Raw genomic sequence first — 14,540 nt, 5'->3', positions numbered from 1 at the left:
CCGGCACCCTGACGACTCATCCCAGCTTGGCCAGCACCGCGTCGGTGGCCGCCGCAGTACTCACTGCTTGCCCCTTGGCGGCCAGATCCGCGGTGAACACGCCATCGTCCAGCACCGCATGCACCGCCGCTTCCACCGCTGCAGCTTCGGCTTCCAGCCCCAGCGAATGGCGCAGCAGCATCGCCGCACTGAAGATCGTCGCGTACGGGTTGGCGATGCCCTTGCCAGCGATGTCCGGTGCCGAACCGTGGATCGGTTCGTAGATGCCGACCGCTCCCGGCTCGCCCAGCGATGCTGAGGGCAGCAGGCCCAGCGAACCAGCCAGCATGGAGGCTTCGTCGGTGAGGATGTCGCCGAACATGTTCTCGGTCACGATCACGTCGTACTCGCGCGGCTTGGCCAGCAGGTGCATCGCCATCGAATCGACCAGCTGGTGTTCCAGCGCGACGTCCGGGAACTCTTCGCGACCGATGCGCGCGGCCACGTCACGCCACAGGCGTGAGGTTTCCAGCACGTTGGCCTTGTCCACCGAGGTGACCTTGCTGCGACGCTGCTGCGCCAGGCGGAAGGCACTGCGCAGCACGCGTTCGATCTCGGCCATGGTGTAGCGGCACAGGTCGCTGGCGCTGTCGGCATCGCGGGTCTTGTCGCCGAAGTAGATGCCGCCGGTCAGTTCGCGCACCACCACGAAGTCCACGCCCTGCAGCAGCTCGGCCTTGATCGGCGAGGCGTGCAGTGCGGCTTCGTGGGTGCGTACCGGACGCAGGTTGGCGTACAGGCCCAGCGCCTTGCGGATCGCCAGCAGGCCCTGCTCCGGGCGCACCTTGGCGTTCGGGTCGGACCACTTCGGGCCGCCCACTGCGCCCAGCAGCACCGCGTTGGCGGCCTGGCAGGCGGCGAGGGTCGAGGCCGGCAGCGGTTCGCCGTGACGGTCGATGGCGATGCCACCGATGTCGTGCTCGCTGAAGGTGAAGGTGTGGTTGAAGCGTTCGGCGACGGCGTTCAGGACGGCGACCGCAGCGGCGGCCACTTCCGGGCCGATGCCATCACCGGGCAGGACAACAATTTCAGCGTGCATGCTCACTCTCGTAACGTTCGATTTCAGGGGCACGGCCCAACAGATAACCCAATTGATCCACACCTTCCAGCAGACAGGTCTGCGAGAAGCCGTCCAACGGGAAGAAGTAGACGCGGCCATCGGGTGTGCGCAGCTCGCGCGCGGCCACGTCGATGGTCAGCTCGTCGTCCGGGCGCTGCATCAGCACCTGCACGTCGGCTTCGTCCAGCACGATCGGCAACAGGCCGTTCTTCAGCGAGTTGCCACGGAAGATGTCGGCGATCTCGCTGCTGACGATGGCGCGCAGGCCGAGGTCGGTCAGCGCCCAGGGCGCATGTTCGCGCGACGAACCGCAGCCGAAGTTGCGCCCGGCCAGCAGGATGCTGCGGCCGGCGTTGTGCGGCTGGTTGAAAGCGAAGTCGGCCACCGGCGAACCATCCGCCTGCCAGCGCCAGTCGTTGAACGCATTGCGGCCCAGGCCGGCGCGCTCGGTGGTGGACAGGAACCGCGCCGGAATGATCTGGTCGGTATCGATATTGGTCTGGCGCAGCACCACGCTGGCCGAACTCAGGGTGCGGAAGCCGCTCATCAGGCCACCTCCTGTGCGAACAGTTCACGGGCATCGGCCACGTGGCCCTGCACGGCGGCCCAGGCAGCACTCATCGGCGAGGCCAGCAGGGTGCGCGAACCCGGGCCCTGGCGGCCTTCAAAATTGCGGTTGCTGGTGCTGACCGCCAGTTGGCCGGGGGCGACCAGATCGCCATTCATGGCGATGCACATGGAACACCCCGGCTCGCGCCACTCGGCACCGGCCGCGCGCACGATCTCGTGGATGCCCTCGGCCTCGGCCTGGCGCTTGACGATTTCAGAGCCGGGCACCACCAGCATGCGCACGCGCTCGGCGACGCGACGACCACGCAGTACCTGCGCCACTTCGCGCATGTCGCTCAGGCGGCCGTTGGTGCAGGAGCCGACGAAGACCACGTCCACCGGCGTACCGGCCAGCGTCTGCCCCGCCTGGAAGTGCATGTAATCCAGGCCCTTCTGCGCGGCGGCATCGTTGGCCGCCGGGATCGGCGCGTCCACCGCGATGGCGGTGCCGGGGTGGGTGCCCCAGGTCAGGGTCGGGCGGATGTCGGCAGCATCGATGTGCACCTCGCTGTCGAAGCGTGCGCCTTCATCGCTGCGCAGCTGCTTCCAGCGGGACACGGCGGCGTCGAAGTCGGCGCCCTTCGGGCCACGTGGTGTATTGGCAACGAAGTCGAACGTCACTTGATCCGGCGCAACCATGCCGGCACGTGCACCGGCTTCGATCGACATGTTGCACAGGGTCATGCGCTGCTCCATGTCCATCGCTTCGATGGTGCTGCCGCGGAACTCGATCACGTGACCGGTGCCGCCATTGACGCCGATCACGCCGATGATGTGCAGCACCACGTCCTTGGCGCCGATACCCGGTGCGACCTTGCCATCGACGGTGATCGCCAACGTCTTCGCCTTGCGCTGCAGCAGGCACTGCGTGGCCAGCACATGGCCGACTTCGCTGGTGCCGATGCCGAAGGCCAGCGACCCGAACGCGCCGTGGGTGGAGGTGTGGCTGTCGCCGCAGACGATGGTCATGCCGGGCTGGGTGAAGCCCTGTTCCGGGGCGATCACGTGGACGATGCCGCGATTGTCCGAGGCCATGTCGAACAGCTCGATGCCGTGCTCGGCGCAGTTGCGCGCCAGCATGGCGACCTGCGCTTCGGAGGCAGCGCTGGCGTAGGGCAGCGTACCGTCGGCGGCGGCTGGCAGGGTCGGCGTGGAATGGTCCATCGTCGCCTTGGTCCGATCCGGACGGCGCGGCTTCAGGCCGCGTTCGCGCAGTTCGGTGAAGGCCTGCGGCGAGGTCACCTCATGGATCAGGTGCAGGTCGATATACAGCACGGCGGGCGCGCTGTCGGTTTCTGGAACCACCACGTGGGCGTCCCACAGTTTGTCGTACAGGGTGCGGGGTGCGGAAGTCATGCGTTTGCCTGGCAGGAGTACGAAGTAGCGGACATCGAAGAGAAAGTAGCAGGGTCAGGTCAGCGCCGGCGCGCGAGCACGCGCAGGCGCACGTAGTCGGCCAGCGGCTGTCCGGTGGCGTTGCGCGGCAGATCGGCCAGCAGGGCGGTGGCGGCATCGCGCACGGTGGCGCGCGCCTCGGCCGGCAGGTCGTCCAGCAGCGGTGCGGCGAATACCCGCAGCCAGCCGGCAACGCCGGTCGGCAGCGCGGTCGGGCGCGGCAGGCATTCGGTCAGCTGCACCTGGAAGCCATGCTGACGCAGGCGTTCGGCGTAGCCATCGGCGGTGGGAAAGTACCACTGGAATGCGCTGGCACCGTGGCCGTGGGCGACGCGCGCGGCCTGCACGGCGGCAACGATCGTGGCCACGTTGCCATGACCGCCGAACTCGGCGACGAAGCGGCCGCCCGGGCGCAGGGCGCGGCGCACGCCTTCCAGCACGCGGTCCGGGTTGGCCATCCAATGCAGCGCCGCGTTGCTGAACACTGCATCGAATGCACCGTCGAATGTCAGGGCGTGACCGTCCATCACCTGCGCATCGACACCCCGTGCACGGGCGGCGATCACCATTTCCGGTGAAGCATCGACGCCCTGCATGTGTGCGCCGCTGAGGGCCAGTTCGGTGGTGAGCACGCCATCGCCACAGCCCAGGTCGAGGATGCACTCGCCGGCCCGCGCGTCGAGCAGACGCGCTACGGCGCCACCGAGGGTCGGCACGAAGCCGGCATCGATCGCATAGTCCTGGGCATTCCACTGCTGGCCAGCGCTGCTGGTGGCGGTTGCGGTGTCGAAGGCGCTCATCTTGGATTCCTCAGGCGGTGGCGGTGGCGGTGGCAGGTGCTTCAGTGCTGACGCCGGCGTTGGCCTGGCGCTGGCGCAGCAGGCGGTTGGCTACGTCCAGCCAGGCCAGCGCGGAGGCTTCGATGATGTCCTTGCTGGTGCCGGTGCCGTCGTACTCGACGCCTTCGTGGCGCACGCTCAGGTTGGCTTCGCCACGTGCATCGGCACCGATGCCGACGCTGTGCACGTGGTAGCTGTCCAGCATCAGCTGCACGCCAGTGGCGGCCGACAGGGCGCCGAACAGGGCGTCGACCGGACCATCACCCTGCGCGGTCTCGGCCACCCGGTTGCCGTCCGGGTCGGACAGTTCGACCAGCGCATTGGCGCGGCTGCCGACATCGCTGATGGTCATCGAGGCCAGGCGGTAGCCCTGTGCGTTGGAGCCGCCCTGCATCAGTGTCTGCAGGTCGGCGTCGGTGACCACACGCTGCTGCTCGCACAGGCCCTTGAACTGCTCGAACACCAGCTTCAGCTCGTCTTCTTCCAGCCAGAAGCCCAGTGCGCGTAGGCGCGCTTCGACGGCGGCGCGGCCACTGTGGCGGCCCAGCACCATCTGCGAGTCCTCCCAGCCCACGTCTTCCGGACGCATGATTTCGTAGGTGCCGCGATGGCGCAGCATGCCGTGCTGGTGGATGCCCGATTCATGGGCGAAGGCATTGGCACCGACGATGGCCTTGTTGCGCTGTACCGGCATGCCGACCAGGCGCTGCAGCAGCTGCGAAGTACCGACGATACGAGGGGTGTCGATGGCGGTGTCCTGCTCGTAGAAGGCCTGGCGCACCTTCAACACCATCGCGATTTCTTCCAGCGAACAGTTGCCGGCGCGTTCACCGATGCCGTTGACGGTGCATTCGACCTGGCGCGCGCCGCCTTCGATGGCGGCCAGCGAGTTGGCCACGGCCAGGCCCAGGTCGTTGTGGCAGTGTGCGCTGAAGATCACATTGCCTGCGTTCGGCACATCGGCGACGCCGGCGATGACCTGCTGGAACATCGTGCGGATTTCTTCCGGCGTGGTGAAGCCGACGGTGTCGGGCAGGTTGATGGTGGTGGCGCCGGCAGCGATCGCCACGCGGGAGACCTCGATCAGGTAGTCCAGCTCGGTACGGGTGGCGTCCTCGGCCGAAAACTCCACGTCATCGATGTAGGAGCGGGCCAGCGCTACGTGCCTGCGTACCGATTCCAGTACCTGCTCACGCGTCATCCGCAGCTTGTGCTCGCGGTGCAGCGGGCTGGTCGACAGGAACACATGCAGGCGCGGGTTGGCCGCCGCTTCCAGTGCACGCGCCGAGGTCTCGATGTCCGCCTGCAGGCAGCGCGACAACACCGCCAGGCTCAGGCTTGGGCGGCGCAGCTCGCGGCCGATCAGGGCCATCGCTTCGCGGTCGGACTGCGAGCTGGCCGGGAAGCCGGTCTCGATGATGTCCACGCCCAGTTCGTCCAGCGCACGCGCCATCACCAGTTTCTGCGGCGGGCTCATGCTGCAGCCGGGGGACTGCTCGCCGTCACGCAGGGTGGTGTCGAAGATGCGGATGCGCGGGGTGGTAATTCGTTCGATGGTGGTCACAGGGAAATCTCCTCGACAGCGGGTGCGACGGCTTGCAGGGGGGAAGGGGAAGGCGTGGGGAAAGCGGTGGCGGTCGCCTTGCTGGGCGAGCGCGGAGTTTCTGCCCGGCGTCGGCGCGGTTTGCGTGGCGGACGCGGACGGATATCGGTGAGCAGGCCGGCTAGCACGCCCGCATCGATGTTGCCGCCGGAGACGACCGCGCACTTGCGGCGGCCGGCAACGCGACGCCCGGCGGCCAGCGCCAGCGCCCCGGCGCCCTCGGCGATGATGTGTTCTTCCAGTGCCAACCGCACCAGGGTCTCGCGCAGTTCGGCTTCGCGCACGATCACCACATCGTCCAGCAGCGAGGTACACAGGCGGCGGGTCAGGAAACCGGGGATCTTCACCCGCACGCCATCGGCCAGCGACGGCACAGGATTGATCTCGCGCACGTCGCCGCGGATCGCGCGGGCCATCGAATCGACACCTTCGACCTGTGCACCGACGATGCGCACGCCCTGCGACTTCAGCGCCAGGGCGACGCCGGAGGCCAGGCCGCCGCCGCCGATCGGTACGATCACCACGTCCGGCGCATGCGCGGCCAGCTCGATGCCGACGGTGCCCTGGCCGGCGATGACATCGGCATCGTCGAACGCGGACAGGAAGCGGTAGCCATGGCGCTGCGCCAGCTCGACAGCGAACGCGTAGGCCTCGTCATAGCTGTTGCCATGCTGGCGCACCGTCGCGCCCCAATGGGCGACGCCAGCGATCTTGGTGACCGGTGCGCCATGCGGCATCACGGCGATGGCCGGCACATCCAGGCGATAGGCGGCCCAGGCCACGCCCTGCGCGTGATTGCCGGCCGAGGCGCAGATCACCGGCCGGGTATCGCCACGCTCGCGGGCGGCCAGCAGGGCATTCAAGGCGCCGCGCACCTTGTACGAACCGGTGCGCTGCAGGTTCTCCAGCTTCAGCCAGGTGCCGAAGCGCTCTGCATGATGCAGCGGAGTGGGCGGCAGGAAGCGGCGCAGGCGGGCCTGCGCAGCCAGTACGTCGGCAACGGTTACGTCGCCGACATCGCTTTCCGTGCTGGCATCAGCGGCCGGCATGGGCCACCAGCAGGGTGTTGCCGACCAGCGCATGCGTGCACGGGTGGCGAAGAAGACGCCTCCGTACCGGCACCGTGGTGAATACGGTACGGGCGTTCATGCGGATACTCCTTCCAGTGCGGTCATCTGCACCGAAACGCAGTCGTAGATCTTTTCCATCTGCCGGCACAGTGTTTCCGGCGGGCGCTGGCTGTCCACCACCAGTTGCAGGTGCCAACGGCCGTCATCGGCGGCCACCGGCGCACCGGTGATCGCGCGCGGTGCGAAGCCGCGGCGTTCGGCCATGCCGATCACGCGCAGCAGCGCGCCTTCGGCCGGTTGCAGCACCAGGTCAAGCCGGTATTGCATTGGGGATCTCCTGGCGTGCATGTGCAGGGTTGCTTTCCAGCATGGTGCTGTTGGCGGTATTGGGTGGCACCAGCGGCCACACGTTCGCGCGTGCATCGATGGCCACGTGCAGCAGTGCCGGGCCGGGCTCGGCCAGCAGTGCGGCCAGGCCGCCTTCGACGTCATCACGTGCATCGATGCGCGTGGCCGCGATGCCGAACACCTTGGCCAGGGCGACGAAGTCCGGGTTGTCGGACAGGTCGATCTCGCTGTAACGCTCGGCGAAGAACAGTTCCTGCCACTGCCGCACCATGCCCAGCGAACTGTTGTCCAGCAGGATGATCTTCACCGGCAGGCGGCAGCGGGCGATGGTCGCCAGCTCCTGCACGTTCATCATGAAGCTGCCATCGCCGGACACCAGCACCACCGTGCGCTCAGGGCAGGCGAACTGCGCGCCCATTGCTGCCGGCAGGCCGAAGCCCATCGTGCCCAGCGCACCGCTGGTCAGGTGGTTGCGCGGATGATTGAAGCGGCAGTGCTGCGCCACCCACATCTGGTGCTGGCCGACGTCGCAGGCGATCACCGTATCGGTCGGCGCCAGTTCGCTCAGGCGCTTCAGCAGCGCCGGGGCGTAGATGTGCTGGCCCGGTGCGTCGTAGCGGGCGGCGAAGCGGTCGCGATGCTGTGCGCAGCGCTTGCGCCATGCGTCCTGGTGGGCCTTGGGGGAGGGGAAGGCCGCACGCAGGGCGCGGATGGCATGGCCGACGTTGCCGGGCACGGCGACATCGGCGCTGCGCAGCTTGGAGATCTCGTACGCATCGGCATCGATGTGCACCACGCGGGCGAACGGCGCGAACTCGGCCAGCTTGCCGGTTGCCCGATCATCGAAACGCGCACCCAGCACCAGCAGCAGATCGCTCTCCTGCACGGCCATGTTGGCCGCACGGGTGCCATGCATGCCCAGCATGCCCAGCGACTGCGGGTGCTGGGGAGGCAGCGCGCCCAGCCCACGCAGGGTCATCACGGTAGGAATGGCGCTGGCTTCGACGAACGCGCGCAGATCCTGCACGGCATCGCCCAGGGCGATGCCACCACCAGCGTAGACCACCGGCTTTTCGGCCGCGGCCAGTGCGGCGATGGCGTCGGCGATGGCGTCGGCGGCGGCGGCCGGCGGCGGCTCCACGCTGGCCGGCACATGCGCCGGCAGGTGGCTGGCATCGGCCAGCTGCACATCCTTGGGCAGGTCGATCAGCACCGGGCCAGGACGGCCCTCGCGGGCGATGCGGAAGGCATCGGCCACCACGCGCGGCAGATCATCGACGCTGCGCACCAGCCAGCTGTGCTTGACGATCGGCATCGTCAAACCGAACACATCCAGTTCCTGGAACGCATCGGTACCCAGCAGCGGCGTGGCGACCTGGCCGGTAATGCAGACCATCGGCACCGAATCGAGCATCGCATCGGCGATGCCGGTGACCAGGTTCGACGCGCCCGGCCCGGAGGTCGCCACGCAGACGCCGACCTGGCCACTGGCGCGCGCAAAGCCGTTGGCGGCCAGTGCCGCGCCCTGCTCATGGCGCACCAGGATGTGCTTCAGCGACGAATCCACCAGCGCGTCGTAGAACGGCATGATGGTGCCGCCCGGGTAACCGAACAGCGTACGGACACCCTCGGCCTCCAGCGCCTGGGTCAGCCAGCGCGCGCCGTTGGGCGGCGCGCTGCGGTGTGTGGGAGAGTTCATGGGGGAACCTTGCAGAGCGGGTGGGGGTGCCGCGTTGTTACGCGGCTTGACCTTGCAACCAGACCATCTTGGCGCGCAGTTCCTTGCCTACCTTCTCGATCGGATGCTCCAGGTCGGCCTGCTTGAACCTGTTGTAGTTCGGCAGGCCCGCTTCGTACTCGGCCACCCAGTTCTTGGTGAAGGTGCCGTCCTGGATGTCCTTCAGCACTTCCTTCATGCGTTCCTTGGTACCGGCGTCGATGACGCGCGGGCCGCTGACGTAGTCGCCGTACTGCGCTGTTTCGGAGATGAACTCCAACATGCGCGAGATGCCACCTTCGTAGAACAGGTCGACGATCAGCTTCAGTTCGTGCAGCACTTCGTAATAGGCGATTTCCGGCTGGTAACCGGCTTCCACCAGCGTCTCGAAGCCCGCCTGCACCAGCGCCGAAGCGCCGCCGCACAGCACCGCCTGCTCACCGAACAGATCGGTTTCGGTTTCTTCCTTGAAGGTGGTCTGGATCAGGTTGGCGCGCGCGCCGCCCAGGCCGCCTGCGTAGGCAAGGGCGTACTCGGCGGCCTTGCCGCTCTTGTCCTGGTAGACCGCCCAGATGCACGGCACACCGCGGCCGATCTCATATTCGCGACGGACCAGTGCACCCGGGCCCTTCGGCGCGACCAGCACCACGTCCAGGTCTTCGCGCGGCTTGATCATGTCGAAGTGCACGTTCAAGCCATGCGCGAACAGCAGCACCGCACCCTGCTTCATGTTCGGCGCCAGCACGTCCTCGTACAGCTTCTTCTGCACCATGTCCGGGGTCAGCACCGCAACCAGGTCGGCGTCCTTCACCGCATCAGCCGGTGCCTTCACGGTGAAGCCATCGGCCTGCGCCTTGACCTCGGTGGGGCCGCCCGGGCGCAGGCCTACCACCACATCGAAGCCGGATTCACGCAGGTTCAGCGCGTGCGCGCGGCCCTGGCTGCCGTAGCCGATGACGGCGATCTTGGTCTGGGGCAGTTCGTTGGTGCTCATGGGGGAGGTTCCTTGCGGGTGGGAAGAAAAAAGACGGCCGGCAGTCGAATCGACGTACCGGCCGGTCAGGGAAAAGCGGGGAGGGCAGCGCCGCGCGTCGCACAGGTACTGCCACCACGAGGATTCGTGGTGCAGCGGGTCCGGGGTGTGCGATGGGCGTTGGTCATGGTGGTTGCGTCTGAAACCAGGTCCTGAAATGAAAAAACCCGCACCTGGGCGGGTGCGGGTTTTGAAGAGTTCCGGTGTATTTGTTGCTTACACGCTGGCTCGTCCCGCACCTGTTGGTTGGGTAATAAGTACGAGCACAAGAATCGAACGCAGCGAGGCGGCGCCGGTATCGGCGGCTTCGATGTGGGTTCGCGGTGGCGTGTTGTGATGCAACATGTGATCGAGAAAACCACAGCCGTTTCGGCGCTGTCAACCCTCGCAGCGATATTCCTGTCAGTTTCCGCTGCATGCAGTGCAATCGCTTGTGGCACAAGGATGGTTGCCGCTGAAAGTGTTTCGGTGAACCCGAATTCACTCTTTTCAATGGGTTTTTTGCGCGGATTCCGGGTGATTTCGCCTTGGTAGTTACCGACCTTGGTCCGCGCCGGAGTCATCGAAGCCGAAAGCAGTGCGGACCAAGGTCCGCACCCACCAAAGGACTGTCGTCCATGACCTATGCCCGATGGCCCCTGATCGCCGCAGCAGCGAAGATCGGGTCACCACCCTTCCATCGGAACCCGACCGTGTCCCGACGTCTTGCCCGTTCCCTGCTGGCGGCTGCCGTGCTGGCTGCCGTGCCCATGCTGTCCCAGGCTGCCGACCGCATCACCGGCCACACCTTCGCCACCCGTTCGGAGGTGATCGCCCCGCATGCGATGGCCGCCACCTCGCAGCCGCTGGCCACCCAGATCGCGCTGGACGTGATGAAGGGCGGTGGCTCCGCTGTCGATGCCGCCATCGCGGCCAACGCAGCGCTGGGCCTGATGGAACCCACCGGCAATGGCGTCGGTGGTGACCTGTTCGCCATCGTGTGGGACCCGAAGACGCAGAAGCTTTACGGCTACAACGGCTCCGGCCGCTCGCCGAAGTCGCTCACCCTGGCCGAGTTCCAGCGCCGGGGCCTGAAGGAGATTCCGGCCACCGGCCCGTTGCCGGTATCGGTGCCGGGCGCAGTGGATGGCTGGTTCGCGTTGCACGACCGGTTCGGCCGCAAGCCGATGGCCGACAACCTGGCGCCGGCCATCCGCTATGCGCGCGAGGGTCATCCCGTTGCCGAAGTGATCGCCTATTACTGGGATCGCTCGGTGCCGAAGCTGTCGCAGTATCCGGGTTTCAGGGAACAGTTCACCGTCGACGGCCACGCCCCGCGCAAGGGCGAGATGTGGAAGAACCCGAACCTGGCCGACACCCTGCAGAAGATTGCCGACGGCGGGCGTGATGCCTTCTACAAGGGCGACATTGCCCACACCATCGGCGACTACTTCAAGAAGAATGGCGGCTACCTGAGCTACCAGGACATGGCCGACCATCATGGCGAGTGGGTTGAGCCGGTCAGCAGCAACTACCGCGGCTATGACGTGTGGGAGCTGCCGCCGAACAGCCAGGGTATCGCCGCGCTGCAGATCCTCAACGTGCTGGAAGGCTACGACTTCTCGAAGATTCCGTTCGGCTCGCCCGAGCACGTGCACCTGTTCGTGGAAGCAAAGAAGCTCGCTTTCGCCGACCGTGCGCGCTTCTACGCCGATATGGCCTTCCAGCCGGCACCGGTACAGAAGCTGATTTCCAAGGAGTACGCCTCGCAGCGCCGCGCGCTGATCTCGATGGACAAGGCGCTGAAGGAAGTACAGCCGGGTACGCCGAAGCAGCTGGAAGAGGGCGACACGATCTACATGACCGTGGCCGACGCCGACGGCATGATGGTGTCGCTGATCCAGTCCAACTACCGCGGCATGGGCAGCGGCATGGCGCCGCCGGGGCTTGGCTTCATCCTGCAGGATCGCGGCGAGATGTTCGTGCTGCAGAAGAACCATCCCAATGGCTACGCACCGGGCAAGCGTCCTTTCCAGACCATCATTCCGGCCTTCATCACCAAGGGCGGCAAGCCGTACGCCAGTTTCGGCGTGATGGGCGGTGCGATGCAGCCACAGGGGCACGCGCAGATCGTGATGAACCTGGTGGACTTCGGCATGAACCTGCAGGAAGCCGGCGATGCGCCGCGCATCCAGCACGAGGGCTCGACCGAGCCGACCGGGCAGGCGACGGCGATGACCGATGGTGGCGAGGTCAATCTGGAAACCGGGTTCCCGTACGAGACGGTGCGTGCGTTGATGCGCAAGGGACACCGCGTGGTGTTTGCCGATGGTCCGTACGGCGGCTACCAGGCGATCCTGCGTGATCCGGACACGGGCGTGTATTACGGCGCGTCGGAGAGTCGCAAGGATGGGCAGGCGGCGGGGTACTGAGGTTTTCCGGCCACCGGGCTGAGCCCCCTCTGCGGTGGGGGTTCGTAGAAGCGGGATCATGTAATCGGGCCGGGCGGGTGGGCTGGTCGGGGGACGCCGCAAGTACGTCCTTGTAGGCTTGGCAGCCGCATCCATGCGGCTGACACCCCCGCCCAGCCCACCCGCCCGGCCCCTGACAGTTTCCTGCGGCCGCCACCGCAGGAATAGAAAGAAGAAGAGCAAAAGCAAAGGCAACAGCCGCGCGCTTTGGGTTGGGGTCGGATCCGTTTTCCAGAGGAAAACGGATCCGACCCCTTCGTGTTTTCCGATACACCTTCATCCACGCATGGCGTGGATAGATTGTGTCGACCAAGGTCGACACCTACCGGCCGCGGGAAACTGTCGGGGGTGGGGCGGTGTGGGTGGGCAGGACCGTTGGCGCCATGGATGGCGCCATCGAGCCCCCAGGGATGGGTTTACGGCGTGTCCTGCCCACCCACACCGCCTCGCCCAACCAGCAGAAACCCAGAGCCGCTCTGGCTTCTGAACTTGCTCTTGCTTGAAAAAAGCGGTGCAGCCGCAGGCTGCAAAACACCCTCAATCCGAATCCTGCGCCCGCGCCGCCTCCGCCTGGGTCTCTTCCTGCGCTGCCATCTCGCGTGCGATCCACGCATCGATCATGCGTCGCTGGCGCTGCGTCTGCCGGCGCTCGCGCGTGTACTCCTGGTCAAGCACCCGGTACAGCGACACCATCACCAGCACCATCAGCAATGCGAATGGCAACGCGGCGATCGTGATCATTCCCTGCAGCGCATCCAGCCCACCGGCCAGCAGCAATGCCGCCGCAATCAACGCTACCGCGATGCCCCACGCCAGCTTGCGCTTCAGCGGCGGATCGCCGGCTTCGTCGGTGGACATGCTGGCCAACACCAGTACCGCCGAATCGGCCGAGGTCACGAAGAAAATCATCAGCAGCACCAACGCCACCGCCGACAGCATCAGCGACGCCGGCAGGCTGTCGAACAGGGTGAACAGCACCGTCTCATAACCATTGCCCAGCGCCTGTACAAGATCCGCGTGGCCGAAGATCTGCGCCCACAAGGCCGTCCCGCCGAACACGGCGAACCAGAAGAAACCCAGCAGCGTCGGTGCCAGCACCACGCCGATCACGAATTCGCGCACGCTGCGGCCCCGCGAGATGCGCGCGATGAACGAGCCCACAAACGGTGCCCAGGAAATCCACCAGGCCCAATAGAAGATCGTCCAGTCGGCCACCCATGTGCTGCCGGAGAACGGCGACATGCGCAGGCTCATGGTCACCAGTTGGTTGAGGTAGGAGCCCAGCGTGGTGGTGAAGGTATCGAAGATGAATCCGGTCGGCCCCAGCACCAGTACGGTTGCGGCCAGCAACGCCGCCAGCGCCAGGTTGAAGTTGGACAGCCACTTCACGCCGCGCTCCACGCCGCTGGCGGTGGAAGCCATGTACAGCACGAAGGCAATGGCGATGATGGTCATCTGCACCGGCACCGTAGCCTCCAGGCCGAACACGCGCTCCACGCCCGCAGCGATCTGGATGGTGCCGAAGCCGAGCGTCGTCGCCACGCCGATCGCCGTGGCAACCACCGCCGCGATGTTGACGACGCGGCCGATCCAGCCGCGGTGGTGGCGACCGATGATCGGCTGCAGCATATCGCTGACCAGTCCGCGTCCATTGCGGTTGAACTGGAACCAGGCCATCGCCAGACCGATCAGCGCGTAGATCGCCCACGGATGCAGTCCCCAGTGGAAGAACGCATAGCGCATCGATGCACGCGCGGCGTCCATGCTCTGCGGTTCAATGCCTTCCGGTGGCTTGGTGAAGTGCGAGATCGGCTCGGCAGCTCCCCAGAACACCAGACCGATGCCCATGCCGGCAGCGAACAGCATCGACATCCAGCTGGCGCGCGAGAACTCGGGCTCGGCGTCTTCGCCGCCGATGCGCAGGTTGCCGAAGCGGCCGAACGCCAGGTACATCAGGAATACCAGTGCCAGGAATACGACCAGCAGGTACAGCCAACCGACGCTGCGGATGACATCGCCCAGCGCCGCCTGCACGACGGTATTGAAGGGGCCGGGCGCGAGGCCGGCCAGCAGCACCAGGGCAAGCACCAGTGCGATGGAAATGCGAAACACCATGAAGGAGCTTCTCCGATCAAGGGATTGAGGGGAGCGAGCAAAAGCTTGCGGGGAGTGGGCCGGCGACAGCGTGCGCACACCGGACAGGAGCCGCGATGGCGGCAGGGAAAGCACCGCTTGCAACGGTGCGGTGCGCGTGCACGTTACTGAATGCGACGTCACGGTTCTGTTAACGAATGGCAATTGGGGTCAGATCCGTTTTCCGCAGGAAAACGGATCTGACCCCGGAGGCAACTCCGGAGGCAGGCGGTCTATGCTCTAA

General features: G+C 66.4%; 11 protein-coding genes. 1 reads left to right on the top strand and 10 read right to left on the bottom strand.

Going from position 1 to position 14,540, the window contains the following annotated elements:
* Positions 1–16: 16 nt before the first annotated feature.
* The 9 genes from leuB to ilvC form a co-directional block, all read right to left on the bottom strand.
* Complete coding sequence (gene leuB / locus QOL57_RS09065) at positions 17–1,078, bottom strand: 3-isopropylmalate dehydrogenase (RefSeq protein ID WP_089236742.1); 1,062 nt, start codon at positions 1,076–1,078, stop codon at positions 17–19.
* A complete protein-coding gene (leuD, locus tag QOL57_RS09060) occupies positions 1,068–1,646 on the bottom strand; it encodes a 3-isopropylmalate dehydratase small subunit (protein WP_089236740.1) in 579 nt (192 codons plus the stop codon). The genes leuB and leuD overlap by 11 nt, the downstream gene beginning before the upstream one ends.
* Entirely contained in the window at positions 1,646–3,064 is a 1,419-nt protein-coding gene (gene leuC, locus QOL57_RS09055) for a 3-isopropylmalate dehydratase large subunit (RefSeq protein ID WP_089236738.1), read from the bottom strand. The genes leuD and leuC overlap by 1 nt, the downstream gene beginning before the upstream one ends.
* 59 nt (positions 3,065–3,123) lie before the next feature.
* Positions 3,124–3,903: a class I SAM-dependent methyltransferase gene (locus tag QOL57_RS09050; protein ID WP_089236736.1), complete on the bottom strand. Its 780-nt coding sequence runs from the start codon at positions 3,901–3,903 to the stop codon at positions 3,124–3,126.
* Between the two features lie 10 nt (positions 3,904–3,913).
* Positions 3,914–5,506, bottom strand: a complete 1,593-nt coding sequence (locus tag QOL57_RS09045) for a 2-isopropylmalate synthase (RefSeq protein ID WP_089236734.1) — start codon at positions 5,504–5,506, stop codon at positions 3,914–3,916.
* Positions 5,503–6,594, bottom strand: a complete 1,092-nt coding sequence (locus QOL57_RS09040; protein WP_089236732.1) for a threonine dehydratase — start codon at positions 6,592–6,594, stop codon at positions 5,503–5,505. Before QOL57_RS09040 ends, QOL57_RS09045 begins: the two co-directional genes overlap by 4 nt.
* Positions 6,595–6,690: 96 nt before the next feature.
* Complete coding sequence (locus QOL57_RS09035; protein WP_089236730.1) at positions 6,691–6,942, bottom strand: ACT domain-containing protein; 252 nt, start codon at positions 6,940–6,942, stop codon at positions 6,691–6,693.
* A complete protein-coding gene (ilvG, locus tag QOL57_RS09030) occupies positions 6,926–8,662 on the bottom strand; it encodes an acetolactate synthase 2 catalytic subunit (protein WP_089236728.1) in 1,737 nt (578 codons plus the stop codon). The genes QOL57_RS09035 and ilvG overlap by 17 nt, the downstream gene beginning before the upstream one ends.
* 37 nt (positions 8,663–8,699) lie before the next feature.
* Complete coding sequence (ilvC, locus tag QOL57_RS09025) at positions 8,700–9,674, bottom strand: ketol-acid reductoisomerase (protein WP_089236726.1); 975 nt, start codon at positions 9,672–9,674, stop codon at positions 8,700–8,702.
* 788 nt (positions 9,675–10,462) lie between these two features.
* Between ilvC and ggt the strand changes: the two genes are divergently transcribed.
* Positions 10,463–12,124 carry a gamma-glutamyltransferase gene (gene ggt, locus QOL57_RS09020; protein WP_089238095.1) on the top strand — a complete coding sequence of 554 codons (1,662 nt, stop codon included), beginning with the start codon at positions 10,463–10,465 and terminating at the stop codon, positions 12,122–12,124.
* A gap of 576 nt (positions 12,125–12,700) precedes the next feature.
* On the opposite strand, the gene QOL57_RS09015 is transcribed toward ggt, so the two are convergent.
* Positions 12,701–14,278, bottom strand: a complete 1,578-nt coding sequence (locus tag QOL57_RS09015; RefSeq protein ID WP_089236724.1) for a BCCT family transporter — start codon at positions 14,276–14,278, stop codon at positions 12,701–12,703.
* Between the last annotated feature and the right edge of the window lie 262 nt (positions 14,279–14,540).

Source organism: Stenotrophomonas sp. yr243 (assembly GCF_900184195.1).
Taxonomy (GTDB): domain Bacteria; phylum Pseudomonadota; class Gammaproteobacteria; order Xanthomonadales; family Xanthomonadaceae; genus Stenotrophomonas; species Stenotrophomonas lactitubi.
The sequence above is the reverse complement of the archived record's forward strand: the minus strand, read 5'-3'. Positions and strand labels throughout refer to the sequence as shown.

What these genes read in the sequence shown, in the direction of transcription:
- leuB (WP_089236742.1), bottom strand. Translation starts at nt 1,078, where the DNA reads ATGCACGCTGAAATTGTTGTCCTGCCCGGTGATGGCATCGGCCCGGAA.
- leuD (WP_089236740.1), bottom strand. Translation starts at nt 1,646, where the DNA reads ATGAGCGGCTTCCGCACCCTGAGTTCGGCCAGCGTGGTGCTGCGCCAG.
- leuC (WP_089236738.1), bottom strand. Translation starts at nt 3,064, where the DNA reads ATGACTTCCGCACCCCGCACCCTGTACGACAAACTGTGGGACGCCCAC.
- QOL57_RS09050 (WP_089236736.1), bottom strand. Translation starts at nt 3,903, where the DNA reads ATGAGCGCCTTCGACACCGCAACCGCCACCAGCAGCGCTGGCCAGCAG.
- QOL57_RS09040 (WP_089236732.1), bottom strand. Translation starts at nt 6,594, where the DNA reads ATGCCGGCCGCTGATGCCAGCACGGAAAGCGATGTCGGCGACGTAACC.
- QOL57_RS09035 (WP_089236730.1), bottom strand. Translation starts at nt 6,942, where the DNA reads ATGCAATACCGGCTTGACCTGGTGCTGCAACCGGCCGAAGGCGCGCTG.
- ilvG (WP_089236728.1), bottom strand. Translation starts at nt 8,662, where the DNA reads ATGAACTCTCCCACACACCGCAGCGCGCCGCCCAACGGCGCGCGCTGG.
- ilvC (WP_089236726.1), bottom strand. Translation starts at nt 9,674, where the DNA reads ATGAGCACCAACGAACTGCCCCAGACCAAGATCGCCGTCATCGGCTAC.
- ggt (WP_089238095.1), top strand. Translation starts at nt 10,463, where the DNA reads ATGCTGTCCCAGGCTGCCGACCGCATCACCGGCCACACCTTCGCCACC.
- QOL57_RS09015 (WP_089236724.1), bottom strand. Translation starts at nt 14,278, where the DNA reads ATGGTGTTTCGCATTTCCATCGCACTGGTGCTTGCCCTGGTGCTGCTG.